General features: G+C 63.0%; 34 protein-coding genes. 26 read left to right on the top strand and 8 right to left on the bottom strand.

From position 1 onward, the window contains the following. The first annotated feature begins 2 nt into the window (after nucleotides 1-2). Genes WBP07_RS17960 through WBP07_RS17940 form a run of 5 tightly spaced genes read left to right on the top strand, consistent with a single transcriptional unit; the run spans nucleotide 3 to nucleotide 1827 of the window. Nucleotides 3-176: a hypothetical protein gene (locus WBP07_RS17960; RefSeq protein WP_395393055.1), complete on the top strand. Its 174-nt coding sequence runs from the start codon at nucleotides 3-5 to the stop codon at nucleotides 174-176. After that, entirely contained in the window at nucleotides 169-606 is a 438-nt protein-coding gene (locus WBP07_RS17955) for a DUF3168 domain-containing protein (RefSeq protein WP_395393053.1), read from the top strand. Before WBP07_RS17960 ends, WBP07_RS17955 begins: the two co-directional genes overlap by 8 nt. 12 nt (nucleotides 607-618) lie before the next feature. Then, entirely contained in the window at nucleotides 619-888 is a 270-nt protein-coding gene (locus tag WBP07_RS17950; protein ID WP_395393052.1) for a hypothetical protein, read from the top strand. A 40-nt stretch (nucleotides 889-928) separates the two neighbouring features. Beyond that, nucleotides 929-1378, top strand: a complete 450-nt coding sequence (locus WBP07_RS17945) for a phage tail tube protein (protein ID WP_395393050.1) — start codon at nucleotides 929-931, stop codon at nucleotides 1376-1378. Further along, a complete protein-coding gene (locus WBP07_RS17940; protein WP_395393049.1) occupies nucleotides 1378-1827 on the top strand; it encodes a hypothetical protein in 450 nt (149 codons plus the stop codon). The genes WBP07_RS17945 and WBP07_RS17940 overlap by 1 nt, the downstream gene beginning before the upstream one ends. 174 nt (nucleotides 1828-2001) lie before the next feature. Here WBP07_RS17940 and WBP07_RS17935 read toward each other — a convergent pair whose 3' ends face one another. Continuing rightward, the gene (locus WBP07_RS17935) at nucleotides 2002-2325 is read right to left on the bottom strand and encodes a hypothetical protein (protein ID WP_395393048.1); all 324 of its coding nucleotides are present in this window, start codon (nucleotides 2323-2325) and stop codon (nucleotides 2002-2004) included. A gap of 68 nt (nucleotides 2326-2393) precedes the next feature. On the opposite strand from WBP07_RS17935, the gene WBP07_RS17930 reads away from it, so the two are divergent. Genes WBP07_RS17930 through WBP07_RS17855 form a run of 16 tightly spaced genes read left to right on the top strand, consistent with a single transcriptional unit; the run spans nucleotide 2394 to nucleotide 14238 of the window. After that, a complete protein-coding gene (locus WBP07_RS17930; RefSeq protein ID WP_395393046.1) occupies nucleotides 2394-5528 on the top strand; it encodes a tape measure protein in 3135 nt (1044 codons plus the stop codon). A 1-nt stretch (nucleotide 5529) separates the two neighbouring features. Beyond that, complete coding sequence (locus WBP07_RS17925; RefSeq protein ID WP_395393044.1) at nucleotides 5530-6081, top strand: hypothetical protein; 552 nt, start codon at nucleotides 5530-5532, stop codon at nucleotides 6079-6081. Continuing rightward, complete coding sequence (locus WBP07_RS17920) at nucleotides 6081-6467, top strand: DUF6950 family protein (RefSeq protein ID WP_395393042.1); 387 nt, start codon at nucleotides 6081-6083, stop codon at nucleotides 6465-6467. The genes WBP07_RS17925 and WBP07_RS17920 overlap by 1 nt, the downstream gene beginning before the upstream one ends. Next, nucleotides 6467-8782: a hypothetical protein gene (locus WBP07_RS17915; RefSeq protein ID WP_395393040.1), complete on the top strand. Its 2316-nt coding sequence runs from the start codon at nucleotides 6467-6469 to the stop codon at nucleotides 8780-8782. The genes WBP07_RS17920 and WBP07_RS17915 overlap by 1 nt, the downstream gene beginning before the upstream one ends. Next, nucleotides 8779-9516, top strand: a complete 738-nt coding sequence (locus WBP07_RS17910) for a hypothetical protein (protein WP_395393039.1) — start codon at nucleotides 8779-8781, stop codon at nucleotides 9514-9516. Before WBP07_RS17915 ends, WBP07_RS17910 begins: the two co-directional genes overlap by 4 nt. Continuing rightward, the gene (locus WBP07_RS17905; protein ID WP_395393038.1) at nucleotides 9506-9856 is read left to right on the top strand and encodes a hypothetical protein; all 351 of its coding nucleotides are present in this window, start codon (nucleotides 9506-9508) and stop codon (nucleotides 9854-9856) included. The genes WBP07_RS17910 and WBP07_RS17905 overlap by 11 nt, the downstream gene beginning before the upstream one ends. Nucleotides 9857-9885: 29 nt before the next feature. Next, nucleotides 9886-11172: a hypothetical protein gene (locus WBP07_RS17900; RefSeq protein ID WP_395393037.1), complete on the top strand. Its 1287-nt coding sequence runs from the start codon at nucleotides 9886-9888 to the stop codon at nucleotides 11170-11172. Nucleotides 11173-11214: 42 nt separating this feature from the next. Beyond that, nucleotides 11215-11421 (top strand): hypothetical protein, encoded by a 207-nt coding sequence (locus tag WBP07_RS17895; RefSeq protein ID WP_395393036.1) that lies wholly within the window; start codon nucleotides 11215-11217, stop codon nucleotides 11419-11421. Next, a complete protein-coding gene (locus WBP07_RS17890; protein ID WP_395393034.1) occupies nucleotides 11421-11873 on the top strand; it encodes a hypothetical protein in 453 nt (150 codons plus the stop codon). Before WBP07_RS17895 ends, WBP07_RS17890 begins: the two co-directional genes overlap by 1 nt. Beyond that, entirely contained in the window at nucleotides 11873-12061 is a 189-nt protein-coding gene (locus WBP07_RS17885) for a hypothetical protein (RefSeq protein ID WP_395393033.1), read from the top strand. Before WBP07_RS17890 ends, WBP07_RS17885 begins: the two co-directional genes overlap by 1 nt. After that, nucleotides 12058-12225, top strand: a complete 168-nt coding sequence (locus WBP07_RS17880; RefSeq protein ID WP_395393031.1) for a hypothetical protein — start codon at nucleotides 12058-12060, stop codon at nucleotides 12223-12225. Before WBP07_RS17885 ends, WBP07_RS17880 begins: the two co-directional genes overlap by 4 nt. Further along, complete coding sequence (locus tag WBP07_RS17875) at nucleotides 12225-12599, top strand: hypothetical protein (protein ID WP_395393030.1); 375 nt, start codon at nucleotides 12225-12227, stop codon at nucleotides 12597-12599. The genes WBP07_RS17880 and WBP07_RS17875 overlap by 1 nt, the downstream gene beginning before the upstream one ends. 1 nt (nucleotide 12600) lies before the next feature. Further along, on the top strand, nucleotides 12601-13179 hold the full coding sequence (locus WBP07_RS17870; RefSeq protein WP_395393029.1) for a glycoside hydrolase family 19 protein: 579 nt from the start codon (nucleotides 12601-12603) through the stop codon (nucleotides 13177-13179). Beyond that, complete coding sequence (locus WBP07_RS17865; RefSeq protein WP_395393027.1) at nucleotides 13176-13409, top strand: hypothetical protein; 234 nt, start codon at nucleotides 13176-13178, stop codon at nucleotides 13407-13409. The genes WBP07_RS17870 and WBP07_RS17865 overlap by 4 nt, the downstream gene beginning before the upstream one ends. Continuing rightward, a complete protein-coding gene (locus tag WBP07_RS17860) occupies nucleotides 13406-13954 on the top strand; it encodes a hypothetical protein (RefSeq protein WP_395393025.1) in 549 nt (182 codons plus the stop codon). Before WBP07_RS17865 ends, WBP07_RS17860 begins: the two co-directional genes overlap by 4 nt. 38 nt (nucleotides 13955-13992) lie before the next feature. Beyond that, nucleotides 13993-14238: a hypothetical protein gene (locus WBP07_RS17855; RefSeq protein WP_395393023.1), complete on the top strand. Its 246-nt coding sequence runs from the start codon at nucleotides 13993-13995 to the stop codon at nucleotides 14236-14238. Between the two features lie 4 nt (nucleotides 14239-14242). Here the strand turns inward: WBP07_RS17855 and WBP07_RS17850 are convergent, their stop codons facing one another. The 4 genes from WBP07_RS17850 to WBP07_RS17835 form a co-directional block, all read right to left on the bottom strand. After that, nucleotides 14243-14434, bottom strand: a complete 192-nt coding sequence (locus WBP07_RS17850) for a hypothetical protein (RefSeq protein WP_395393022.1) — start codon at nucleotides 14432-14434, stop codon at nucleotides 14243-14245. 163 nt (nucleotides 14435-14597) lie between these two features. Continuing rightward, the gene (locus WBP07_RS17845; protein ID WP_395393021.1) at nucleotides 14598-15299 is read right to left on the bottom strand and encodes a hypothetical protein; all 702 of its coding nucleotides are present in this window, start codon (nucleotides 15297-15299) and stop codon (nucleotides 14598-14600) included. Next, entirely contained in the window at nucleotides 15289-15672 is a 384-nt protein-coding gene (locus WBP07_RS17840) for a hypothetical protein (RefSeq protein ID WP_395393019.1), read from the bottom strand. The genes WBP07_RS17845 and WBP07_RS17840 overlap by 11 nt, the downstream gene beginning before the upstream one ends. Then, complete coding sequence (locus tag WBP07_RS17835; protein ID WP_395393018.1) at nucleotides 15656-16336, bottom strand: hypothetical protein; 681 nt, start codon at nucleotides 16334-16336, stop codon at nucleotides 15656-15658. Before WBP07_RS17835 ends, WBP07_RS17840 begins: the two co-directional genes overlap by 17 nt. Before the next feature lie 220 nt (nucleotides 16337-16556). On the opposite strand from WBP07_RS17835, the gene WBP07_RS17830 reads away from it, so the two are divergent. Then, nucleotides 16557-16832 carry a hypothetical protein gene (locus WBP07_RS17830; protein ID WP_395393017.1) on the top strand — a complete coding sequence of 92 codons (276 nt, stop codon included), beginning with the start codon at nucleotides 16557-16559 and terminating at the stop codon, nucleotides 16830-16832. A 197-nt stretch (nucleotides 16833-17029) separates the two neighbouring features. Here the strand turns inward: WBP07_RS17830 and WBP07_RS17825 are convergent, their stop codons facing one another. The 3 genes from WBP07_RS17825 to WBP07_RS17815 all read right to left on the bottom strand — a co-directional run bounded on the left by WBP07_RS17825 (nucleotide 17030) and on the right by WBP07_RS17815 (nucleotide 21688). Continuing rightward, the gene (locus WBP07_RS17825) at nucleotides 17030-18451 is read right to left on the bottom strand and encodes an aldehyde dehydrogenase family protein (RefSeq protein WP_395393016.1); all 1422 of its coding nucleotides are present in this window, start codon (nucleotides 18449-18451) and stop codon (nucleotides 17030-17032) included. Nucleotides 18452-18545: 94 nt separating this feature from the next. Then, nucleotides 18546-20321 carry a thiamine pyrophosphate-binding protein gene (locus tag WBP07_RS17820; RefSeq protein WP_395393013.1) on the bottom strand — a complete coding sequence of 592 codons (1776 nt, stop codon included), beginning with the start codon at nucleotides 20319-20321 and terminating at the stop codon, nucleotides 18546-18548. A 143-nt stretch (nucleotides 20322-20464) separates the two neighbouring features. Then, complete coding sequence (locus WBP07_RS17815; RefSeq protein ID WP_395393011.1) at nucleotides 20465-21688, bottom strand: CaiB/BaiF CoA transferase family protein; 1224 nt, start codon at nucleotides 21686-21688, stop codon at nucleotides 20465-20467. Nucleotides 21689-21838: 150 nt separating this feature from the next. Here WBP07_RS17815 and WBP07_RS17810 point away from each other — a divergent pair, with 150 nt between their 5' ends. The 4 genes from WBP07_RS17810 (at nucleotide 21839) to WBP07_RS17795 (ending at nucleotide 26081) form a co-directional block, all read left to right on the top strand. After that, the gene (locus WBP07_RS17810) at nucleotides 21839-23005 is read left to right on the top strand and encodes an acyl-CoA dehydrogenase family protein (protein WP_134093802.1); all 1167 of its coding nucleotides are present in this window, start codon (nucleotides 21839-21841) and stop codon (nucleotides 23003-23005) included. Between the two features lie 115 nt (nucleotides 23006-23120). Next, nucleotides 23121-24026 carry an HpcH/HpaI aldolase/citrate lyase family protein gene (locus WBP07_RS17805; protein ID WP_395393009.1) on the top strand — a complete coding sequence of 302 codons (906 nt, stop codon included), beginning with the start codon at nucleotides 23121-23123 and terminating at the stop codon, nucleotides 24024-24026. A 1-nt stretch (nucleotide 24027) separates the two neighbouring features. Continuing rightward, nucleotides 24028-25299: an acetyl-CoA hydrolase/transferase family protein gene (locus WBP07_RS17800; RefSeq protein WP_395393007.1), complete on the top strand. Its 1272-nt coding sequence runs from the start codon at nucleotides 24028-24030 to the stop codon at nucleotides 25297-25299. Beyond that, nucleotides 25299-26081, top strand: a complete 783-nt coding sequence (locus WBP07_RS17795; protein WP_395393005.1) for an enoyl-CoA hydratase/isomerase family protein — start codon at nucleotides 25299-25301, stop codon at nucleotides 26079-26081. The genes WBP07_RS17800 and WBP07_RS17795 overlap by 1 nt, the downstream gene beginning before the upstream one ends. The last annotated feature ends 159 nt before the right edge of the window (nucleotides 26082-26240 follow it).

Here is a 26240-nt window from a genome sequence, read left to right as displayed (position 1 = left end):
CCATGCAGACCGTCACATTCGCCCGCGAGTACCGCCACAAGCTGGATGATCTTCGCGAGGCCGTCTATCCGCCGAATGTCGAGATCGATGTGACGGATGCCGTTGCCCGCGCCGCCCGCACGGCAGGAGCCATCAAGGCCAAGCCCAGAACCGGAAAGGCCAAGGCCGATGGCTAGTGATCTACTGCGCGCCACGGAACGCGCCGCCGTCATTTCACTGAAGGCCGATGCACCGCTTACCCAGATCGTTGCGAAAGCATCGATCGATCCCGTCGCCGAAGCTCCCGCTTGGCCGTTTATCCGGCTCGAAGGGACGCAGTCGCTTCCCCAGGGCAGAGGCTGCACCGCCCGCGCCGAGGTCACCTTCCAACTGCATTCTTTCGCCAAGCCGATCTACAACGGCGCCGGGGCAATGACCAAGACGGCGCGCGACCATGCGGGAGAAATCAATACCGCCGTCGTCGAGGCAATCCACAATCATGCATTTGAGGTCGCCGGGCGTCGCTATCGCTTTCAGGTCCGATCCACGCTGTTGATGCGCGACGGTGCGGAAGCGGACGCTTGGCATGGGATCGCCAGCGTCGTTGCGAGGGCGTTCGCGGGCTGATATGCCTGTCGAATGAAGGATGTCGACTATCTCGTAATGACGGAACTGGCGAAGATCCTCATCCGCAAGGGTGTGATCACCCCGGAAGAAATTGCAATCGGCGTCGATGATCTAGCGCGCGTCAGCCGGACAGCCTCCACGAACCTCCATATGCTCGCCCTGGAGGCCAGTGCGATGTCGGCATCTGAGTTTGAGGCCGATTACCGGCGCAGGCAAATGCGTGAGAGAACAGCTTTCCTTGATCGGCGGCGCAAGGACGACGGCGGTAAGTCCGAGGACTGATGCGGCCTACCCTCCATGCAGACCATGCTGGAGATTTGCCGTGTCCGAGCCGAATAGTGCCGACTTCGCCCTGATCAAGGTACAGACCGCCGACGGTCCGCCTGCCGTATTCACCCTGATGTGCGGCATCGAGGGCGTGACCATCAACCGCACCGCCCAGACCAACGAGACCTATCGCCGCGACTGCGCCAAGCCCAACCGGCCTGGCACTCGCAAGCTGCGCGTCACCGGCTCGTCCTGGTCGATCAGCGGCACCGGTTCCGACAACATCGATCTCGAAGAAGAGATGACCGACGCTTTCGGTGTCCGGAAAAGCTATGAGATCACGCTTTTCAAGGACGACGGCACCGACGCAGGCGAGGCCATGGGCACCTATGCCGGCACCGCCCTCATGACTGCTCGCAACCAGTCCTATTCGCAGGACAACGCCGGGACGCTCGAAATCACCCTTGAGGGTGAGGGCTTGCTTGACTGGACCGTCGCCGCCTGATGCCGGACACCGCCGTCGATCTGACTTTCGCTGATGGGAAGTATCACTTCTGGCTCGGCCTCCCCCAAGTGGTCGAGCTGGAGCGTAAGTGTGGCGGCAAGTCCGTCTTCGCCATGTACGACGCGATGGGCGCCGGGCTCGGCATGGCTGGCGATGATCCCGTCTACCTCGGCGGCAGCACCGCCATGGTCGCTGAGATCCGCGAGACAATCCGGCTAGGCTTGATCGGCGGCAACTCGGCGCTGATCGATGGCGAGACAGTCAAGGTAGGCCCGCAGCGCGCGATCGAGCTGGTGGACACCTACGTTTTCCCCGCCCGGCCGCTGACCGAGGGGCTTCACGTCGCCTGGTCCATCCTCCATGCCGCGATCGTAGGCATCAGCCTAAAAAAAGCGGACGGCGCGGGGGAGGAGCCGCCGGCCCCCAACCTCTCCGAAAAGGACAGCTGATCGCGAACTGCGGCGGCATGCATCTGGATTGGGAGCGGCTTTCACTCAGCGGATACTTCGAAGCGCTGGAAGCCCACAACGAAGCGCATTCTCCTGCCGGACAAGAGCCGCGACCGTCCGGAGACCCGGAGCGGCTGCGGCGATTTGTCGACGCTCACCGTGGCGCCTGAAGCATCACTTGCAAGCCAAGATTTCGTCGGTTGTCTTGGCCTTGCTGATGCATTCCATTTTGGCCGGAGACATGGTTTCTTCTGGGGTCTCGGCTACCGGACCGGAAACTCCGACCGAACCGGCCGGTGCCATCGGGTTCGGAATGCTGGCGCCCACGAGGTAAAGCGCAACGGCAAATATCACGGCACCAAACCAGCCTATGACGCAGGCCGCCAGCGGCATGCCCTTCAAGTCGCCATTGGCGTTACGGAAATCGCTATTTGACGCAATTTCGAGACATTTCACGATGAGGTAGAGGCACCCCAGCCAACCGATTATCTGTAACATCCGCCCTCCTGATTCTCGCTGGATCGTAGGCGGTAATGGCCTGCCCGAGCAACTTTTACGCTCGCGCCATGGCCGAAATCGATCCCGTCATTCTGCAGCTGCGCGCTGACCTTTCCAAATACCGTGCCGACATGGACGGCATCACTCAGCGGGTCACGGACCAGTTGGGCTCCCAGGAAAAGGCGGTTGTCCGCCTTGAGACACAGATCCAGCGGTCATCCACGCAGATCTCGTCCTCCATGAAGACGATCGCAACTTCCCTCGCCGCGGGCCTGTCGGTGCAGCAAGTCGGAAGCTTCGTCGACGCGTGGACGCGATACACCAACCAGCTGAAGACAGCCGGCTTTGAGGGGCAGAACCTCGCCCAAGTGCAGGATCGCCTGTTCGCCATATCCAACAAGTACGGCGTCAGTCTGGAATCGGTTGGCACGCTTTTTGGCCGGAACGCTGCCAGCGCGAAGGAGATGAACCTTTCGCTCGAACAGCAGCTCAAGGTCGTCGAAGCCACCAGCGCAGCGCTCAAGGTCAGCGGGCAGAGCAGCGAGGAGGCCGCCGGTGCCCTGCTTCAGCTGAGTCAGGCCCTTGGCGGATCGACGATCCAGGCGGAAGAATACAACAGCCTCATCGATGGCGCGCGCCCGCTGCTGCAAGCCGTTGCCGATGGTTCTGACCGTTGGGGCGGTTCAGTCGCCAAGCTCACCAAGGATGTGAAGGCCGGAAACGTCGCCACGAAAGATTTCGTCAACGCACTTCTTCAGGGGTCGCAAGGCGTCATCGACAAAGCCGCCTCGTCCACCCTCACCCTTTCAGGCGCGTTCCAGACGCTCGACAATAGTCTCACCAAATACGTCGGTTCGGCCGCGAGCGCGAGCGGTGCAACCGGCCTAATCACGGATGGGATCGTTGCTCTCGCGAACAATCTCGACACCGTGGCCGAAGCGCTGGCGGTGATCAGCGTTGCCCTTGGCGTCCGCTATGTCGCCTCGGCCGCGACGGCCACCGCCGCAACGATCGCCGCGAGCGATGCCTTTTTCGCGATGCAGGCAGTAATGGGCGGTGCGGCAACGGCCAGCGAAGGCCTGGCATTTGCCCTCGGCGGCCTATCCGTCGCAACCGTTGTCACCGCCGCGATTGCTGCTCTGGCTGCCGGCGTCGCGTACCTGTACGTGAAGCAGAAGGAAGCTGAAGCAGAATCGGCAAGGCTCAACGCATCCATTGCCCAGCAGACCGCCCAGTTTGCAGGATTACGGAAAGCGCACGCCCAGGCGGCCGCCGAAACGAACAATCTGACCGAAAAGCAACGAGCGGCTATTACGGCGACCGCCAATCTGACGGGGGAAGTCGGCCTCTTGGGCAACGCTTGGGCCCGCGTGGCTGCGCAAGCCAAGGCGGCCGCGATCGAGCAGGCACGCGCCGCGCTGTACACCGCTCGCCGGAACGTGAATGATTCGCGTACAGCCTATCAGAACAAGGTCCAATCAGGTCTCGACAACGCGAGCCGGCCCGTTGCCGAGCGCGGGTTGAGCAAGGGCATTTTCAACGACCCCGGAAAAGCGCTATCCGATGCTCAGGCTCAGGCCGCGGCTGAAAAGCGCGCATATGATGACGCCGTCCAGAACGTCCAAGACGCCCGCGCCGAATATGACAAGCTCATCTCCACGCCGCTGGCCGATCCCAAGTTTCAACCTGCCCCGACTATCTCGACGGACAACAGCGCGAACGCGAAAGCGCTTGCGAAGCACCAGCAGACCCTCGCCGACCTCGAAAAACTGAAGGTCGGCGCAAGCGGGAAAGACTTGGCAACGATCAACAAGAAGATCGCTCGGGAACAGGCTATCATCGGCAACCTGCAGAAAGGTGTCGGCGAGACCGCCGCCATTGCCGCCGCCACATCTACCAGCGCGGGCCACGCACGCGATGCAGCCCGTGCGCAGGAGGACATGGCCCGTCTGTCCGTCGAGGAACTGCAGGCTAAGCTCGATCTGGCGACCGATGCCAAAGACCGGGCGGATTTGCAGAAGCAGATTCTCGCCGAGGAGCGAGCCCAGCGGATCGCCGAAATCAAGGCCAACAAGGACCTGACCGAGGCGCAGAAAGCCGCGGCGCTCAAAACCATCGAGAAGCTGTACGGCGCGGCACCTTCGGACAGCGGCGACATCGTAGTCTCGCCCGGTCTATATGGCCGGCGCATAGATCGCGAGCGTGAAGCCCAGGAAGAGCGTGACAATCGCGAAAAGGCGCAGGCTTCGTCCCAGAACGACGAGGACCTGCTGCGGGCCCAAGCGGACATCGTGGATACGCGCCAACGGCGCCGCGAAATCGAACTCCAGTTGCTCGATCTGGCTTACGACCAGCAGCGCGCCGAGCTTGAAGCGGTTATCGCCAGTCAGACGGCGACGGATGCTCAAAAGGAAATCGCACAAGCTCGCCTGAACATCCTCGACCAACTGAAGTCGGCGGATGTTGAGAAGACGAACCGCCAGTACGAATCGCCGCTTGAGCAAAAGCGCCGACAGGTCCGAGAGACAGCGGCCAACATGGGCGACGCGATCGAGAACATCGAGATCGATGCCGTCGATCGTCTTGGAGACAGTCTCGGCGAGGCAACTGACAAGTACATCAAGCTGGGCGGTGTGGCAGGCGATGTCATCAATGGCATCATCAAGGACCTGATCAAGCTCGCCACGCAGCAGGCGATCCTTGGCGGCGGGGGCGGCGCAGGCGGTCTATTCAGTCTGTTCGGCCTCGGCGGCGGCTCTACTTCGCTATCCAGCAGCAGCTCTGTGGCTAGCGCAGCGGGCTCCTACAACTGGAGTTCTTTCGGCTTCGCGTCGGGCGGATACACCGGCGACGGCGGCAAGGATGAGCCGGCCGGCATCGTCCACAAGGGCGAGTATGTCGTGCCGGCAGATGCGGTGCGTCGGATCGGCGTCGATAACCTCGCAGCAATGACAAGCGCGAACGCAGCATCCTCGATGGCCGGCGTTACGGCGGCAGGCGTGGCTGGGAGGTCAGTGCAGCAGCCGGTGATCGTGAAGGTGGAGGCCAACGATTACTTCGACGCTCGCGTAGACGGCCGGGCTGCCAAGGTGGCGACGCCGATCGCCACCCGGCAGTCCAATCGGGCAGCAGGCGCATCCTATGCCGCAGGCCAGCAGTCCGCTCCGGGCACCATCAACAAGTACAACCAGTTGAAGGGCTGACATGCAGCTTCGCGAGAGCTTTGCCCTGCGCATCGAGACAGACGACCCTTTCCGCATGTGGAGCGGTGATGGCGATCTGGAGATTCCCGCAGACATCGTCGAGACGGAGCCGGCCAAGTACATCGGCGCGGGCGAACTCCTGAATGCGCCGGATTTCGACCAAGGCATAAACTACACCGCTGAGCGCATCGAAATCCAGCTTTCCGGTGCATCAACACGCATGATCCAGCTCGCCTTGGAAGAGGCGGCGACCGTCACGAACGCCCGCGTCCATTTCGTCACGATGCGTTTCGACACCGAATGGCAGTTGGTCGAGGTCGAGTACGAGGCGGTTTTCAGGGCCGACAAAATCACCGTTGAAAGCCAAGACAGTGACAACGGCCGGACGCGCACGATCACCCTTTCGATCGGGACCGAGGATACGAACCGCAACCGCGCGCCGATGGCGTACTTCACGGATCAAGATCAGCGACGCCGGTCATCTACCGACGCCATCTTCAGCAATGTGTCCGGCATTAACCAGGGCACGTCCCGCACCTTTGGACCCCGCTAATGCTTGGCGACTTCCTTCGATCCGCTCAACCCGCATGGGACTACCGCCTGCATGACTGCAGTCGATGGTTGGACCGCTATCTCGTGATGTTGGGTTACGCCTCACCGATGAAGGCAACGGGCATTCAGTACGACAATGAGCGGGAGGCAAAGGTTGTCATCGGGCGAGGCGGTGGGCTGCTGGCACTCTGGTCTGCCGGGCTCGAGGCAATCGGGCTGACGGAGATTGAAGCGCCAGATCTCGGCGACGTGGCAATCCTCTCCGTCTCCACTGACGACGGCGAGGACCAAACCTGCGGCATCTGGACCGGCAAGCGCTGGGCGTCGGTGCATCGCCACGGGACCGCCTTCGGCATCGGCGAGCCTATCAAGATGTGGAGGGTCTGATGGGCGCCGTTGCTCGGGCGATCGTCTCGCCGCTCAGCATTATCGACCGTGACCTTGGCCGTATGGTGCTGCAAGTAGTCGCCGTCGCAGCGAACTTCATTCCTGGCGGCCAGCCTGTCGCCGCCGCCGCCGCCCTTGCGCTCGCCACCCTATTCAAGCCGAAGGGCCCGAAGCCCGAGCAGCAGGAGCGGGCCATCAAGATGGCCTTGCCCGCGCGAGTGTCCGCCTACGGAACGGTCCGGCTCTACGGTGCATACATCCTCTACGATACCAACGAGGACGGCTATGCCTGTGATGCTTGGGCATTCCACGAGGGGCAGGTCAATGCGATAATCCGGCGATACCTCCGCGACATTCGAGTGACGATCGATGGCAGCGGCTTCGTTCAGAAGAAGAACGGCGAGTTCGGCGACGGTGACACCATCCGCATCGGAACCCGCCTTGGTCTAGCGACAGAGACCGCCTTCTCCGAGCTGATCGCCCGCATTCCCGGCGTCTGGTCAACGAACCACCGCGGCGACGGCGTGGTCACGGGCTGCATGATCTCGAAGCCGGTGAAGTCGAAGAACTTCAACGATGTTTACCCGTCCGGAGGCCCGGACTCCAACGTGCTCTCGCTAGTTGTCGAGGCCCAGTGGGTTTTCGACTGGCGCGATCCAGCACAAGATCCGGACGATTCCAGCACATGGAAGTTCAGCGACAACGCCGCCCTCTGCACCGCCCACTATTACATGAACCGCGCCTATAAGGATTGGCAGACACACTTCCTGCCAACTATCGATTCGTGGACCGCTGCCGCCAACGATTGCGATGTCGCGATGACGCTTTTCTATGGCTCATCGATAACCACGGCCGATGCCGATGCTGGCGACCATACGGTCACACTCGACAATGTGCGCGGCCTGGCTGCCGGCAAAGTGGTAACGATAGCAGCCTCGGAGACGAACACCGTCCAATCGATTTCCGGAAACTCCGTCACTTTTGTCAACGGGTTCACCGATGACTACCCCGAAGGCACGTACGTGCAGTGGGAGGGTGGCGGCACCGAGCCACGCTATCGCGTCGCCCTTGCCCACAAGCACACCGATGCTCATAAGGTGACTATCGGCAATCTCCTGGCCTGCTGGGATGGATTTGTTGCGCCGCGCGCAGACGGCGCGCTTGTCGCCTGGTCTGGCCGCTATGTTGACCCCGATCCCGATGACCTGATCGGGCCCGATGAGATCGTGTCCTATTCATGGGACTATGGCGTCGTCGACGAGGATCAGTTCAACGAGGTAGCGGTTTCTTATCTGTCGGCCAATCACGACTATACCACCGTCGACGCCTCCGCGTGGCAAGACCTGGATGCGATCAGCGCAGCCGGCGAAACCAAGAGTACCACATTGGAGAACTCGGTCCCGAGCCACGCTCAGGCGCGCCGGCTCGCCAAACGGCTCATGGCAAAGACCATGGCAGCCAATCGTGGGTCGGTGACCACGAATGCACTCGGCCGCAAGATCCGCGGCAGGCGCTTCATCCCGCTGCACATCGAGGAGGCTGGATCGGTCTTCTTCTCCGGCACGGCCGAAATCATTCGCCTCCGACGCAACCTCTCAACGGGGGGCGTCACCTTCGACTGGGTCAAGGCAGACCCGAACGTAGACGAATGGAATCCCGCCACCGAGGAGGGCGAGCCCGCGCCGGTCGGCAACCGCGTCGCGCCGCAATCCCTCGGCACCCCGGTCATCACTTCCGCCGCCGCTGAACTCGACGCTTCCGGCACCGGCGCCCGTGTGCGGATCATCGTCGAAGGTTACGACCGCGACGACATAACCTGGTATGCCCGCTGGCGTTCCACGACCGATGCATCTTGGAACGAACAGCAGTACACCGATATCGACCCCGGCCCGGCTGCGCTGCTCGTCACCAGCGTTGTTCCGGTGGAAATCGCGGTGGACGTAGAGGTGGCCTATTCCGTCGGTGACGGCCGTGTTTCTCCCTGGTCGCCGTCGGCCACCGTCAGCACTAGCACGGCCGATCTTGCGCCCCAGCCAAATACGGCCTTCACCGCCGTAGGAGGCATTGGCCGCACGACTGGGGCTTGGTCGAACAGCACATCGTCGAACTTCGGGCACTCAGAGCTTTGGATCGGAACGACGACCAGCTTCGGCAGCGCGGCGCAAGTCGGCCCAGACTACACTGGGGGCCGCGGCGTCAGTGAAGCATTTGATGAGACGCTTAGCGCCGGAACCTATTATGTCTGGACAGTTGCCTTCAATGCCAGCGACACAGCCAACGCCCGCACCGGACCTGTCGAGGTCACTATCACATGACGGCGGTAATCCAGCCAACCAATGATGCCCACTATCGGGGTATGTATGTTGTGCCCGCCCATTTCTTCAATCCACTCAATGTCCGCGCTGGGATCGATCCCCGCGTCATTAGCGGGGGCACTTCGCTGAGTGGTGAAGAAACCGTCATCCAGATGGACGGTGGCGGGAAATGGCGCATCGAGTGGGCCGGAATTAATATAGATGACCCTGGGACCGAGCGCCTCTGGGACATGTGGATTTCGTATCTTGCGGGCGGGTCGCGCGCGGTACTGGTACCGATCTTGTCACTGGCGACTGCCCCCAGGCCATATGTCGGTGGCGTTGAAACAGACCCGTCGGGCTTAGCTTACGATGATGAGGCTTTTCCGACGTTTGTTCGCTTCGCCTCTCCGCACATAGTCGCGCACGTCGTCAGTCCTGTCGCGTTGCGCGCAACCACGATAGAAATCGAGGTAACGCAGGGCGCCCGCATTCGAGGCGGTGAAAAGCTCAGCATCAGTGGCAACCGCGCCCACCTTATCGAGCGCGTCATCTCCCGTGCGGAGCAGCGCGCAACCTGCGTGATTTCTCCACCGACGCGCACCGCAATACCGGCAGGCGCTGAGGTCAATTTCGAGTGGCCTGTGGTCCAATGCCGTGCGGAGGTGGGCCAAAGCTTAATTCCAATGATGGAGTTTGGCCGCTTCTCGGAAGTCTCCATCAGCTTCGTGGAGGATTTTTCCGATGCGGACTGAGCGCCTTGACCTTCGGATATTCCGCAATGCCACTTACCAAGAGGGGTGGCAGATCAGCGATACGCACAGGAATCCCATTGACCTGACCGGATGCACTCTCGCGTTGAGTATCCGGGCTGTCGCGGGGCAAGGCCCGGTTCTCGCGGCAGGTATTATCGACGTTTACGACGCGGTCGGCGGATCGTTTAACGTCACAATCAATGGCTCATCGTTGGATGCCGTTGCCGGCCAATCGGAGGTGGTGCGGCTCGCCTATGACCTCCGGCTTTCCTACGCCGATGGCGTCCCGGCAATCCCCGTCTCCGGTCAAATTATTCTCACCCCTGGAGTGACGTACTAATGGCATCCTCGCCAAGCATCTCGCCTACTGTGCGCATCGACGTTGCAGGCGCGCGCGGTGAAAGCCAGACGGATATCGCCCGCCGCACCGGCGTCGGCGGTGTCACGCCAACCGATACTGATGCCGTCGCGCTGGAAAAGCTGGCGACTTACGCGATCGCGGCCGGAACGGACGCCGAACCGGGGCAGTTTATCGTCCGCGGTGCGGGAGATGATCCGTTTTTCATCGGAACCGATGGCACAGGAGCAGATTCCGCACTTCGCACAGATCTTGCTGCGCCAACTGGCGGAGTTCTCGTCGGCACCGCCGACGGCTCAAACGTCGAGCAGAACCTCGCAGAACGCAGTACCGACTTGTCTGCGCTTGGCTATCCGAAGCTTGTTTTTAGCGCGGCCGTTCCCCGCCAACCCGCAGCGGGCGGTGGGTTTGCCTCGCTCAATGACGCCGGTCACGAACCAGGAAACCTCTCCGGAGCCATGACTCTGTCTGGCCGGAACCTGGTTATTCCCTTCGGGTACACCGCAAACCGGGTCGGCACGTTCCAGATCACTCCGGATGAAACTTTTGCGGGCCTCGGGATTACCGCGGGAGCCTCTGTCGCCTTCGACAAGGCGACGGTTTCGTTCTTCATGCCGCTGTACATCTTCGGGAACTTGTCTTCGATCCCGACCACTGCGGGCACCGCCGGCCTGGCCGTGCCCACCTTTTTCACTGGTGACGTCACGGGCATCAAGTCGAGCGCGGACGTCACTATCACGCATCCAAGTTGCGGCGCGGCGACGCATACCCCTGCGGTTACGCAGATTTTCCAAGCGGCTGACGTCGTCGCATGGGACAATCGGTGTACCGGCTACACAGCCACCACCGTAAGTATCGCAACCTTCATCGATTTCGTTTTTTCGGTGACGTGGAACGGTACGGCCTGGGTCGTCACAACGCCGATGGCCGTCACCCCCACGGTGGCATTCTCCGCCGGCGTCCTGACCGTAACATTCGGCCAGACGCTTCCGTCGAACATGCTCTATGCGCAGATGAACAGCCCGTATCACGCAACCGTCAAGGGCGTGCGGCGCAACGGCAACATGACGACGACAACGATCCCGATCTCTTTCGTGGATAGTGCCGGTGCCCTCCTGACAACCGAACAAGCTGGCATGACGGCGACGGTGTCGATTCCGGTCAAAGTGAAGTCGGCGACGCCTCTGGGACGCGTAGCAATACTGCGGCCCAACGCCAGCTTGGACGCCGATAAAATCCGCAGCGATGATGGAAACTTTTGGGTTTGGGGAGCCCACAAGCTCGCGGCTTCCGTCTGATCTTCGAATGCGCCCCGGCGCCCTCCGGGCAGGATAACGACAATGACCATCAGCATCACTGTAGCCACGCCCAATAACAAACGTGCGAAGATCACCCGATCGGATGGCGTCGAACAGTTCGTCGAGCCGGGATCGACGGGCAATTTTTGCATTCACGATGGGGCGCCCATCCTGACGATCGAGGAAATCGATGCCAGCGCCGCAGCCGCCCCTCTGTCTGGCGGCACGGGCAACGGACCTCCGAAGTAATGCACTGGACGCTGATCGCCCTACTGTGCCTCTGCGCCGCCAGCTTTTTGCTGAATGCGGCGCAGTTGGCTATGGTCGGCAGCGTCCGAATATCTGGAGCGCTGGTCTGCCTGTTCTGGGCGGCGCAGGAACTGCACTGGTGGGCTACCGGCGGCGACAGCATCGTCCTTTTCTTGACCTGTGACGCGCTGCTGGTCCGCTGGTTCTGGCGCCGTGGTGCCGCAGACTGGTCGGACCGTGCGATCGCGGCGCTGATCCCGCCCACGACCGCCTGCGTGATCTACGCCTGGTGGATCGGCGGACCAACGGTAGCAAGCTGGTGGCTGAACACCTGCATGGTCATAGCGCAGATGGCGCTAGGCCTCCCCCGGCTCGTCCTTCAGCGGTCGCTCGGGTCTTTTTCACACGGAAGCATCAAGCGCCTGGGGGTGCGTAATGCGAGGGGCGCATAATGGAATTGGCAGCCATCGGGAAATGGCTTGGGGACAATGGCCCGCTGGTCGGGATTATTGGCCTGCAATGGGCGGTCATTTGGCGACTGCTCAACCGCTTCTTTGCACAGCAGGATCTGGTGATGAAGGCCCTGAGGGTAGCGGAGCGCAATACCGAGGTGGCCGAGAAGGCAGTCGGCGAGAAATGAGCCCGCTGCGCCTCCTGTGGCGGATCATGACCGGCGGCGATCATCCGCAGCTAGAAGACCACGCCAAGCGCCTGAGCGCGCTGGAGCGCCGCACGGAGGCCGTCGAGCGCCGACAGGACGCGATCGAGGCATTCCGCCGGGTGTCGACGCGGGGGCGCTCTTGATGAGCCTCCCGACCTCGTGGCTTTTCGGTGCCCTCGCTATCGCCTCGCTCATCATGTGCTTCGGGCTCTGGCCGATCGTGCGCAAGGAGGCCATCACCGTCCCCGGCCACTGGTGGAGCAACCGCGCGTTTTGGCTCGCCTTCGGCCTGTGGGTTCACGGCGCTGGTGCCGTGATGATCTTCGGCGCACTGCTGTTCGCCCAGATCGACTATCGCGGCGGCACAGTCCTGTACCTGCTCTGGCTTGGCTGGACCCTGTGGCTCGCATCCAAGACGGCGGTCATCCATGTGACCGGCCGCCTTCAACTCGCCCTCGCCATGTACCTGCTCTGGACGCTCGTCTGGGTGGCTTGGCGCTTGAATCTCGGAGGCTGATATGGACGTTCGCAAGCTCCAAACGTCGGTTGGTGTCAATCCCGATGGTGACGCTGGCCTCAAGACCTTCACCGCACTGTTTCAGAAGTGCGGCGCCACCATCGATCGAGCGCAGGAACTTGCCATCTGCGCGAACCGCTATTTCCCTGAATATGGGATCATGGATAGCCCGCTGCGCCTGGCGCACTTCCTGGGTCAGGTTCTTCACGAAAGCATGGGCTTTCGGTACATGGAGGAAATTGCCTCCGGTCAGGCATACGAGGGCCGCGCCGACCTGGGCAACACGCAGCCGGGGGACGGCATCCGCTACAAGGGGCGTGGGCCGATCCAGATCACGGGCCGGGCAAACTACCGCAAGTATGGCGCCCTGCTTGGCACCGACTTCGAACGCCATCCCGAGATTCTTTCGTTCCCATCAATCGGCCTGCACGGCGCGCTGGAGTTCTGGAAGCAGAACAAGCTGAACGCCCTGGCCGACGCTGACGATGTCTTGGCCATCACTAAAAAGGTGAACGGCGGCACCAATGGCCTTGATGACCGCAAGGCCCAACTTGCTAAGGTGAAGGGCTGGATCCTGTGACCGAGCATCGCATCGATATCGGGTTGCTTGGGCTGATCGCCCTTGGCGTACTGGTCCTCGCAGGCCTTTCAATCTGGCGAAACAGCGCCGGCGAGGCGTCTGCATGGACCGCCGTGCTGATGGCTATCATCGGGGCCATTAAGGAACGCTGGCAGCAGCGGACGATCGATCGCCAAACCGATGCGCTGCAAGCCAGCGTGCCGCAGCAGGACCAAGGGGACAAGCCATGACCGCCGCTTTCGCATGGCTGCTCGCCAAGGCCACCGGTGCCGGCCTTTGGCTGCTCGACATAGCCAAGCGCTACCCTTGGCAGTTCGCCCTGGTCGCCGCGCTTGCCCTCGCCTGGTGGCAGTGGAGCGGAAAGCGTGATGCCCTTGCCGAGCGGGACACCGCGCGCACCACTCTCGCCTCCGATCGTGCCGAATGGAACCGCAACGTCGCTGCCGCCAAGGCCGCCACCGCAGCGGCAGAGCAGAAATCACAGGAGATCGCCCATGATGCCCAAGAATCGCACGACGCACTGCTGGCCGACAATGCTGGCCTGCGCGACTATATCGCTGCTCACCGGGTGCGGAGCGAAACAGGAAGTGCCCCAACTTCCTCCAGTACCGCCCAAGATAACGGTTCCGCCGTTCCTGTCGAGCCCGCCACCGGCTCCCTCGTGGCGGTCACCGAAGCAGACCTAGGTGTCTGCGATGCGGATTACGCCTATGCCAGAAGCGCCTACGAATGGGCGCAGGGGTTGATCTCCAAGGATCTGGCAGTGCCGCAATAGCGCTTCCCGAATCGCATGAATGTTCCTATCATGTTCTCGTGCCCGAGAACGATCCATATCCCGTCGTGATGACCCAAGAGGAGATCGAACTCCTCATCTCCTTCGAGGTGGGGCAGCTTCCACGAAGCTGGATTCACACATGGGTCGGCAAGGATCGCCTGAAGGCGTCAGCTGCGCGCGATCAGGTTTCGAAGCGGATTGCGGAGCGATTTGCAGGGCTTCAAGTGCGCAAGCGTGCTCCACTTCCGGCCCATGATGCATCGGCTAGCCGCCGGGACAATTGATCGCTCATGCCTTTTCCTTTCCGAGAGCGCGGCGGGCGATGCGCCTATATGTTTCAGCGCTTGACCCGCTCGAAGCGATCATCTCCAACGCCTCCCTGAGGCGCTTGTTCTCTTCTGCCATTGCGAGGATGGCGGCGTGAACTTCCGGGAACTTCACGCGCACGGCATGTAGCTTGTCGGTGTCGATCTGGGTCATCGGCGGGTTCCCTTCCGTGGATCGGGTTCGCTCCATGTCTGCCCAAATTGCGTGACACGGAGGCCCGCGATCATTTCGGCAGTGAGGTAACAGCCAGTGCCCCGCCTATCTGCGCGGGCCATGCGGTTGAGCGCATTTTGTGCGTCGTGGTTGACGTCTTCGCTCATTCCCCCTTCTCCCCATCCTGCGCGGGTGCGGCACGATAGAGAGGGACAGTAAAATCGCCGCCCATTTCTCTGCGAACGCGTGGAAATTCACGGTTGCTGGCCAGTTCAGCCTCTTCGCCCCAAACGATAGGATCATGCTCCAGCACAGACCGCCCTCCAAGAGCGCGGCGGGCTATACCTTGCGACATGTGTGCGTCATGCGGGAGTTGTTGGCTCGTTCGTCCTTCTGCAATCCGCTCCAGCGCCTCCACCAACCTTTCGGGATTGGTCGGGGTGGCGGGGCGGTCATAGAGAGCGAGAATGGATTTCACATCGGACATATCGATCCGAAGGCTCCCAATGGAGCGATCCGCGTAAGGGCGGAGGTCGGCAATCAGAATTTCAAGGTTTCGGTCCGCCACCGGCTCCTCGCCCGCAGGTTCGGCTGCATCGCACGAGCAACGGCGCTCGGTCTGGATCGTGATTCCGGTATCGTCGCAGTCGGTGCAGGGTCCTTCATCGTCGCTCGCACGTTCGGCGGGGCGGGCTTGCCCCATCGCCCAAGTCAGGATTTTGTCGAGGTCGCGCAGGTCGAGGAACGCGCCGCCCATTGCCACCAGCATTTTGCTCTCTTCGCGCCCGCTGCATTCCAGCATGACGTTGAACGACCACGCGTCGATCAATTCGCGCAGATTCTCATTGCTCATGTCAGGCTCCATTCGTTTGGGTGGCGCGGGCGCGGAGACAAGCGACAACAAGCGCGATCGGCGCCGATGATCCGCCAGCAGCAGGCAAGCCGCCGGGCTTTCCACGGTTGAACAGCTTGGCAGCCCACCGTCCTTCGCCGTCGAACTCCATGAGAGTCCCGAGGCGGTAGCGATCGGGAATCAGCGTCATAGCCCCATCGACTGAATGCAGCGGGTCCGGCGTCTGCATGCAGCGCTGACCCTGCGGATCGATCAGTTCTGCGCCGCGATGGGTCCATCCCACGGCCAGCAGGATCGCCTCGTGGAGGTCGAGATTCGGCTGTGCCGGATCGGACAACTCACAAGCCGCCGCCAGCTTCATCAGATCTTCAGACGACATCGGCATCGGGGTACTCCTTGCGATAGGCTGCAAGAGGATCACGAACACTTTCCAGTGACATCTCGCGCAAATCATCCTTGCCGGGGTGGATGATCTTGAATGCCGCGCTGATCTGGCGCTCGGCTGTTTCCAAGCCCTTTGCCATGGCCTCGCAGTGGGCGCGCAGGCGTGACGCCTCCTCTTTCGCGCGCTCCGCAATCTCCCGCTGCGCATCATACTGCCCACTAAGAATTCCCAAGTGGGTCGCCGTGGCCGCCATGAACTGGCTGTATTCGGGATCAAGGCTGTCGCGCGATTGCATGCGAAGCTGGCCCGCGAAAGTCTCCGTTGACCATTCGTCGAACCGGCCGCCGTCCGTCTGGCTTTCGATGTTCTGAAGGCGTTCGGAATCGGCGCGGAGGCGGAACAGTTCCGCAGACTCGCCGGGACGCTCGTTCCAAGTCGCCTCAGCTTCCTCGACGCTGTGGCTGAGTGGCCCCTTCGCCCCGCAACGGGTGCAGCGGATCAGGTGATTTGAGGACGGCTTGCCCGCGCGCTGGAGGCGATGCTTTTCGTGATAGCCCTTTGCCTTGGTATTCCGCTGGAACTTGGTGTTCGCGCAGAACGGGCAAGGTTCGAGGTCGCGCGGAGTGGTCAGAAAATGGTCAGTGGATGCCAGTTTGTTCGCCATTGAATCACGCTCCGTTCTCTCTTAGAGTTACGAAAGAAGCGCGTTTTGAATGGGTTATTCTCGTTTACACCGAGAGGGTCGGCGGTTCGAGCCCGTCATCGCCCACCATTTCCCCCACTACGAATGCGAAATCCGGCCTGCCGGGCCACGCTTCGCGTTGCAATCGCACGCGCAATGGTGTTCGCTTGCATTTCTCTCCACTGGGCATGGACGGGGTGCGATGGGTTTTATCGAACGGGCAGCGCGGGCTTTGGCGGTCTCTCTGGAAAATCGCGAATGGGAGGCGCTGGACGCCGCCCTGCAACGCAAGTTCCGCGTGGCGGCGCGGGCGGTTCTGGAAACGCTGCATGAACCCGACGAATTCATGATGGAAGCGGGGGCGGAGATTGTCCGCCATGTCGGACCGGACGAATCGGACGAATCCTATCGCAACGATGCCGCCAATATCTGGCGCCTGATGGCCTCGGCCACGCTGGCCGAGAACGGGCACGCCTGAGGCGTCGCAAAACGGTGAGAGGGGGTGCGGACACCCCTCTCTAAATTCTCCGTCATCCCCGCGTAGGCGGGGATCCCGCTTATTTCTTTTTGGGTTCACGCCAGGCTCTAAGAAGCACGTCTCCCGCGACCCCCAAAAGCGGCCTCCGCCGGGCGCATACTTGTCGATCAAGCATGCCCCCGGTGCCGACTTTTGCCTCAGGCCGGGTTCCAGCCGACCACCGACTTCACTTCCAGATATTCGGCAAAGCCCTGCTCGCCCCATTCGCGGCCGTTGCCGGAGCGCTTGTAGCCGCCGAACGGTGCGTGGAAGTCGAACCCGCCGTTGACCCAGATCGCCCCGGTGCGCATCCGGCGCGAGATCGCGCGGGCCGCGTCGAGGTCTTCGCCCGAAACGTATCCGCCAAGGCCGAAATTCGAATCGTTGGCGATAGCCACCGCGTCGTCGACATCGTCGTAACCTATGATGACGAGCACGGGGCCGAAGATTTCCTCGCGCGCGATCACCATGTCATTGGCACCGACGAACACGGTGGGGCGGACGTAGTACCCCTTGTCTAAGCCCTCCGGCTTGCCCGGCCCGCCGGCGATGAGCTTGGCGCCTTCCTCCAGGCCCTTTTCGATGTAGCCCTGGATGATCTCGTACTGGCTCTTCGAGACGACCGGGCCCATCGCGAAGTTGCCCTTGGGATCACCGACGGTGACCCCGTTCGCAGCCTCAGTGGCGGCAGCAATGGCATCGTCCATGCGCGCGTTCGGCACCAGCAGGCGCGAACCGGCCGAGCAGGTCTGGCCGGAATTGCCCATCATACCCCCGGTAGCGGCGGCGACGTTAGCGGCGAGCGAGGCATCGTCGAGCACGATCCACGCAGACTTGCCGCCGAGTTCGAGGCCAACGCGCTTCACGGTATCGGCGGCGTCCTTCTGGATTTGCACGCCCACCGGCTCCGACCCGGTGAAGGAGATCATGTCCACGTCCTCATGCGTGGAAAGCGCCGTGCCGATCTCGCTGCCCTTGCCCTGCACCATGTTGAACACGCCTGCCGGAACGCCCGCGTCATGCAGGATTTCAGCCAGGATCTGGGCTGAGTACGGCGCCAGTTGCGGCGGCTTGAGGATCATCGTGCAGCCAGCGGCGAGCGCCGGGAAGATCTTCACGCAGGTCTGGTTCATCGGCCAGTTCCACGGCGTGATCAGCCCGCAAACGCCGATCGGCTCCTTGCGGATCATGGTGACGCCGCGCTGTTCCTCGAACTTGAAGTCCTTCAGCACTTCGATCGCGGTGGACAGGTGGCCCTTGCCCAGCAGCGTGTGGAACCCGCAGGCGAGCGACATCGGCGCGCCCATTTCCTCGCTGACAGCCTCACCCAGTTCGGTTTCGCGCTTCAGGTATTCGGCCAGGATCGCTTCGAGCAGGTCGAGGCGTTCCTTCGCACTCGTCTCGCCGAAGGTAGCGAAAGCGCGGCGGGCGGCGGCGACGGCCTTGTCGACATCGGCAGCCGAGCCCAGCGAGATCGTGCCGGAGACTTCCTCGGTGGCCGGATTGACGACTTGTGCGGTGCGCGGCGCGATGGGATCGACCCACTGACCGTCGATGTAGAACTGGGTGTAATTGCGCATCGTTCTCTCCCGTTCCTAAAGCAAAACCGCCCCGCACTCGGATCGAGAGGGAGCAGCTTCGCTTCAGGTCTGCATTGGTTTTCCGGTGTCCGGCTTACTGGGTGCCCTCGGCATACCAGGTGCGGAATTCGGAGTAGTTCGGCATTTCTTCCGAGTTCGCGGCCGGGTCGATCGGCACGTGGATCACGGTGCAGCCGCCACGCTCATAGGCGCGCTTGATGGCCGGGCCGATGTCTTCCGCCTTCTCGACATATTCGCCTGCGGCGCCGAAGCCTTCGGCGATCTTGTCGAAGCGGACCTTGTCGGACCAGTGCACGCCGGTTTCCTTGGTGCCCTTGCCGAAAGTGCGCTTGTAGACGCCCACTTCGAGGCCCCACTGGAAGTCGACGCCAACGATCACCACCAGCGGCAGGTTCTTGCGCACCGCCACTTCCAGTTCGCCGACATGGAACAGGAACGAGGAGTCCGACGTGATCAGCATGCCCGGGCGCTGCTTGCCCGTTTCGGCCTGGTCGGCGAGCATGGCGCCCGTCGCATAGGGCAGGCCGGTGCCGATGTGGCCGTAGTTCTGGTTCCAGATCACGTCGTGCGGCTTGGCCTGCGAATAGGTCCACTGGAAGATCACCGTGGCGCCGCCGTCGCGGATCAGGATGCCGTCCTTCGGGAAGGCCTTGGTCGCTTCGGTGACGAACTGGCTGGTGTGCATCTTCGCGGTCGAGCCATCGGGCTTGCCGGCGGCTTCCTCGGCCAGTTCGACAAGCTGCTGGGCGTCACGCTCGATGTATTCGGCCAGCGAGGGCGAAGCCTTGCGCGGCGTGTCCTTGAGGGCGCGGACCAGCTGCGGCACCACGGCGCGCACGTCGCCCACCAGCGGCACGTCGATCGGGCGGTTGACGCCGATCGCGGTCGGGTCCTGCTGGACGTAGATCCACTTGCGGTTGGCTTCGTTGTCCACCCAGTGGCGCCAGCGGCCATAGTGGCTGGGCTCGCCCAGTTCGGTGGCGAGTGCCACGCAGCAATCGCTTTCGACCACGGCGTCGATCGACGCTTCCGAGAAGCCATAGGGGAAGGTGCGGTCCTCAAGCCCCTCGATGAACGAGGTTCCGCCCGAGGTCTGGATGACCGGGCACTGCATCAGCTCGGCCAGTTCCTTCACCGAGGCGCCGGCCTTGGCGGTGTAGGCGCCGTGGCCCACCAGCAGCACCGGGTTCTTCGCGTTGCGGATGATTTCGGCCGCTTCGGCAATACGGTCGCCGTCGGCGCCCTGATTGGTCAGGCGGTAGCGGTGCGGCGGCAGCACCGGCGGCAGGTCCAGCTCTTCCAGAATGACGTGGGCGGGATACTCGATATAGGCCGGTCCCGGCGTGCCCGACATGGCGACGCGGATGGCTTCGCGCACGATCTCGTCCGTCTGGTCGGCATATTCGATCGAGCTGGAGAACTTCACCGAATCCTCGATCATCGGCTCCTGCCGCACGAACTGGATGCGGCCGCGGCGCACGCGGCGCTCGGTGATGCGGGCACGCTGGCCGCCCATGAAGATCACCGGATCGTTCTCAACCTTGGCGCACTGGATGGCCGGCATCATGTTCGCCATGCCCGGCCCGAGGGTGCCGATGCAGAGTGCGGGCTTGCCGGTGATGCGCGCGGCAGCGGCGGCCATGTGGCCGGCGGATGCTTCGTGGTGCGGCGAAACGACGGTCCAGCCGCGCGATTCGGCCTCAAGGAACAAGTGGACGAAGTTGGGATCGGGAATGCCGAACAGGGTCTTGATGCCCTCAGCCTCGAACAGGTCGAGAATGCGCTTGTAAACCGGGGTGCCCTTGCGCGCCGAGACGGGCGCTTCGGCCTGGGGTTGGTCGTCGTACATGGTGGTGCCTTCCTTCTCGATCCCAATATCGTTGCCGGCGGTTCTCGGGGGGACCTGCCCCTCCACCGCTATCGCAGCGCCCGGCTTGAACAGGTGGTTAGCGCAAGCCTCGGGACGCTGTCAGGTGAAATCAACAGTACTGTTTACTTCGAATCGACTGCTATCGCTGGGGCGACGCTGGCTTCGCCACTTTCGAGTTCGGCAAGGACACTTTCGTTGTCCTGCCCGAGCGTCGGCGCGGGTCCGCGAACCTTGCCGGGGGTCGCCGAAAACCACGTCGGCACGCCGGGAAAACGTACCGGGCCCTGCTCGGTCTCTACTTCCTCGAAGAAGCCGATGGCGTTCAGGTGCGCGTTGTCGAAAAGCTCGTCGGTGGAGCGCAGCGGCGCGCAGGGGATGTGCAGGCCGCGCAGGGCATCGAGCCATTCCTGCGTGGTGCGGGTCAGGAACGTCTCACCCAGCAGGCCATAGACCCGGCCGATCTGGCGCGCGCGCTTTTCCAGCGTCGAGAACTCGTCACCCAGTTCACCTCGCGCCCATTCCGGCTGCACCGATTCGATGAAGGCGTTCCAGTGCTTGTCGTTGTAGACCAGCGCGGCGACGTAGCCGTCCTGCGTCTTGTAAGGCCGCCGGTTCGGCTCGACCGCGCGGTGATAATGTGCGGGGCTCGTCGGCGGCGTGAACATCGCGCCGTTGGCATGCTCCACCAGCATGAACGAGGTCATCGCCTCGAACATGGTGACTTCCACTTCCTGGCCCTCACCCGTGCGCTCGCGGTGATAGAGCGCCATCATCGTCGCGTAGAGCGCGTGGAGGCCGGCCACCTTGTCCGCCATGATCGTGGCGACATAGCCGGGCTCACCGTTCATCAGGCCCTGCACATGCGGGATGCCGCATTCTGCCTGAATGGTATCGTCATAGGCGGGCTTGTCGCCCTCCGGCCCGCGCCGCGAATAGCCGTAGCAATTGGTGTAGACGATGTCCGGCCGGATGGCGCGCACCGCCTCGTAATCGAAGCCCAGCTTGCGGATCGCGCTGCCGCGCATCGAATGGATGAAGACATCCGCCGTGGCGATCAGCGCGCGCAGGCTCTCGCGATCCTGCTCCTGCCGCAGATCGAGCACGATCCCGCGCTTGCCACGATTCACGTTGACGTAGATGCCGCCCATGCCGGGCACCGGGCCCTTGGTGATCCAGCGGGTATTATCGCCCTCCGGCGGTTCCACCTTGATCACTTCGGCGCCCATGTCCGCCATGATCTGCGTGGCATAAGGGCCGAAGACCACGCTGGTGAGGTCCACCACGCGCAGTCCGGCCAATGGTCCATCCTGGGATCCGCCACCTTTCGAATCCTTGCTCGCGGTCAAGGCCCTCTCCTTCTCGTTGGCCTATGCGTAACGCACCGCCGGAGCGAAAACCATTCGTATTTGCGTTTGATGGACGCATATCGGCACGATGATGGTTGTCTCGTGCAGGCCCCGCTGTTAGTCCGGCAGGCAAGAAGGAAGAGGAACGCCATGGATTTCGCCCTGACCGACGACCAGCAGAACATCCGCGAGGCCGTTCTCAAGCACTGTTCGCAGTTCTCTGACGAGTACTGGCTGGAAAAGGATCGCAGCGGCGAATTCCCGTACGAGTTCCACAAGTCGATGGCCGATGCCGGCTGGCTGGGCGTGGCCATGCCCGAAAGCGTAGGCGGCGCGGGGCTAGGCATTACCGAGGCAGCCGTGATGATGCAGGCCGTGGCCGAAAGCGGCGGCGGTATGACGGCGGCATCCTCCATCCACTTGCCCGTCTTCGGGCTGGAGCCGGTGATGCTGTTCGGCACCGAGGAACAGCAGCAGCGGATGATCCCGCCGATCCTTTCGGGCGAGGAGAAGATGTGCTTCGCCGTGACCGAGCCGAACACCGGGCTCGACACCACCAGCCTCAAGACCCGCGCCGAAAAGGTGCCGGGCGGCTACCGCGTCAATGGCGAGAAAGTGTGGATCACGCAGGCCCACATCGCCGATCGGATGCTGATCATCGCCCGCACCACGCCGCTGGAACAGGTGAAGAAGAAGACCGACGGCCTCAGCCTTTTCTACACCAAGCTCGACCGCGAGCACATCGAGACGCGGATCATCCCGAAGATGGGCCGCCACGCCGTCGGCTCCAACATGATGTTCATCACCGACCTGTTCATCCCGGATGAGGACCTGATCGGCGAGGAAGGCCAGGGCTTCCGCATCCTGCTCAAGGGCCTCAATCCCGAACGCGTGCTGCTGGGGGCGGAGGCGACCGGGTTGGGCCGCGTCGCGATCCAGCGGGCCTCACGCTATGCGCGGGAACGCGTGGTGTTCGGGCGGCCGATCGGCCAGAACCAGGGTATCCAGCACCCGCTCGCCAAGGCGTGGATGCAAGTGGAGGCGGCCAGCCTGATGGTCTTCAAGGCCGCCACCCTGTTCGACAAGGGGCTGGACTGCGGCGTGGAGGCGAACTCCGCCAAGTACCTTGCCGCCGAGGCCGGGTTCGAGGCGTGCCAGACCGCCGTGATGTCGATGGGCGGCATGGGCTATGCGCAGGAATACCACGTCGAGCGTTACCTGCGCGAAGTGATGATCCCACGCATCGCGCCGGTCAGCCCGCACCAGATCATGAACTTCATCGCCGAGAGGGTTTTGGAACTGCCCAAGAGTTATTGAGGCGGCTCCACTTGAGAAACCCCGTCATCCCGGCGAAAGCTGGGATCGTAATCGGAAACGCGGGACTTGGCTGCCCGCGATCCCGGCTTTCGCTGGGATGACGACTGGAGAGAACATGCCCGCGACTCACGAAGCCCCGAAACACGAACCTATCGCCGCCCGCTCCTGGCTTTTCGCGCCGGGCGACAGCGAGAAGAAGATGACCAAGGCGATGGAGGGCGAGGCCGACATCGTCCTGATCGACCTGGAAGACGCCGTCGCGCCCGATTCGAAGGCCGCCGCGCGCCCGATGGTGCATGACTTCATTGCCGCGAACCCCGAACAACGCGGCCGCCTTTGGGTGCGGATCAACCCGCTCGACGGCCCGCACACGCTGGACGACCTTGTGGCGATCATGCCCGCGCGTCCCGGCGGGATCATGCTGCCCAAGGTCTATGGCCGGCAGGACGTGGAGACGCTGGACCGCTACCTCGAAGCGCTGGAAGTGGCGAATGGTATCGACCAGGGATCGACCCCGGTGATCGTGCTGATCACCGAGACCGCCGAAGCGATGTTCCACACCGGCGACTACAAGGGCGCACCGCGCGTGGTGGCGCTGACCTGGGGCGCGGAAGACTTGGCCGATTCGATCGGCGCTTCGTCCAACAAGAATGCGGACGGCTCGTATTCCTTCACCTACGAACTGGCGCGCAGCCTCACCGTGCTGGGCGCGGCGACAGCGGGCGTGACCGCGATCGAGACGATCTCTGCCGACTTCAAGGACCTCGAAGCGCTCAAAGCCCGTGCCGAGAAGGTGCGCCGTGACGGCTATCGCGGGATGATGGCGATCCACCCGGCGCAAATCCCGGTGATCAACGAAGCCTTCACCCCCACCGAGGCCGAAATCACCGAAGCGCAGGAGATCGTCGACATCTTCGCCGCCAACCCCGGCGTCGGCGCGATCGGCTGGAAGGGCGGCATGCTCGACCGTCCGTACCTTGCCCGCGCCGAACGCCTGCTGCGGCAGGCAGGAAAGCTGTAAGATGACGCTTCGGCTCACCGCATCCGAACTCGACCTCTCCCGGTTCCTGAAACCGGGAGACCGTGTGGTCTTCGGCCAGGCCTGCGGCGAGCCGACTACTTTGGTGGAGGCCCTGATCGAACAGGGGGAGGCAATCGGCGGCCTCCACGCCTTCATCGCCACCAGCTTCTCCGGCCTGTTCACGCCCGAAAGCGCGCGATCTTTCCGTCTTTCCAGCATGGGCGCGATCGGCGCACTGCGCAGCATGACCAAGGCGAATGCGCTGGACGTCATCCCCGTCCACGTCAGCCAGATCGCCTGCCTGATCGAAGCGGGAATCATGCCCTGCGACGTGGCGATGATCCAGGTCAGCCCGGCCGATGCGCAAGGCAATCACAGCTGCGGCCTGATCTCCGACTACGTGCGCGCGGCAGTGGACAAAGCGCGCATCGTCATCGCCGAAGTCAACGAACAAGTGCCTTACGTTCCCGGCGAGACGATCCCGGGAGACCTGATCGACGTTGCCGTCCACGTGAGCCGCGTGCCGGTGGAAGTGGCCCCGGCCAAGATCGGGCCTACGGACGAGGCCATCGCCCGCCACTGCGCCGAATTCATCGGCGACGGCGCCGTGCTGCAAACCGGCGTGGGCGCAGTGCCGGACGCGATCCTGCGCCTGCTGCACGACCGCAAGGACCTGGGCGTCCATTCCGGCATGCTGGGCGACGGTCTGGTCGATCTGGCCGAAGCCGGCGTGCTGACCAATGCACGCAAGGAGATCGACCGCGGCGTCTCGATCAATGGCGCGCTGATCGGCACCCGGCGGCTCTATGACTGGGCCGCGCACAATCCCGCGATCAGGATGATGCCCAGCAGCTATACCCACGGGGTGAAGCCGATCATCCAGCTTACCCGGCTGGTGACGATCAACTCCGCGCTGGAAGTGGACCTGACCGGGCAAGTCAATGCCGAGCAATCGGGCACGACCTATCTCGGTGGCACCGGCGGGCAGGTCGATTTCGTCCGCGCCGGATCGCGCGTGCCGGGCGGTGCCTCGCTGATCGTGCTGGCCTCCACCGCGAAGGGCGGCACCTTGAGCAAGATCGTTCCCGCCCTCTCCGGCCCGGTCACCACGGCGCGGACGGAAGTGGACGTGATCGTCACCGAATACGGCGCAGCGCAGCTCAAGGGCCAGACCTTGGCCGAACGCGCGCGGCGGCTGGTCGCCATCGCCCATCCGGACTTCCGCGAGGACCTGTCGCGCACCGCCCACGAGATCGGGAAAAGGGGCTTCTAGTGTCGAGTTCGCAAGAAAGTCGGGCCGTCATCTACGATGCCCATGACGATGGCATCGCGGTCATCACCATCAACCGCCCCGAACAGCGCAACTGCCTCAGCCGCGAAGTGCGCGAGGGGCTGCGCGAGGCCTGGGCGACGTTCGAGGCCGATGCCTCCGCCCGCATCGCCATCCTCACCGGCAGCGGCGACAAGGCCTTTTGCGCCGGCGGCGATCTCAAGGAGATGGTGGAAACCGGCATGGCCGTGCCGCCGCGCGATCTCTACGCGCTGCCATACGACACCATCGAACTGACCAAACCCACCATCGCCGCCGTCAACGGCCACGCCTTCGCCGGCGGCTGGATGATCGCGCAAGCCTGCGATCTCTGCGTCGCCAGCACCAACGCCAAGTTCGCGATTACCGAGGTGAAAGTCGGGCGCGGCAGTCCTTGGGCCTCTCCGCTGATCCACATGATCCCGCAGCGGATCATGATGGAGATCATGCTCACCGGAAAGCCGATTACCGCCCAGCGCGCCTACGAGATCGGCCTCGTCAACCGTCTTGCCGAGCCTGGTGCGGTGCTGGACGCGGCGATCGAACTGGCGCTGGAAGTGCTGGAAGGCGCCCCGCTATCGGTAAAGGCCGCGCGGGAGACGGTGATGCTGTCCACCGAGATGGGCCGCTCCGCCGCGCTGCAGGCAGCGCGCTCGGCGCATGAGCTTACCTATAACAGCGAGGATGCGCAGGAAGGCCCGCGCGCCTTTGCGGAGAAGCGCAAGCCGGTGTGGTCGGGCAAGTAGTCGGCCGGCGACGCTCTAACCCCGCCCAAATCACTCCGTCGCCCCCGCGAAGGCGGGGGCCCCGCTTCCTTTTCGCCACGCTCGCAAGAACAAGCGGGATCCCCGCCTTCGCGGGGATGACGAGGTTTTGCCGGGACGCGTCGAGAGTTACTCAGCGCT

It is taken from the genome of Novosphingobium oxfordense (genome assembly GCF_044029435.1).
In the GTDB taxonomy this organism is placed as follows: Bacteria; Pseudomonadota; Alphaproteobacteria; order Sphingomonadales; family Sphingomonadaceae; genus Novosphingobium.
Note: the sequence above shows the minus strand (reverse complement) of the source record. Positions and strands in the feature narration are given on the sequence as shown.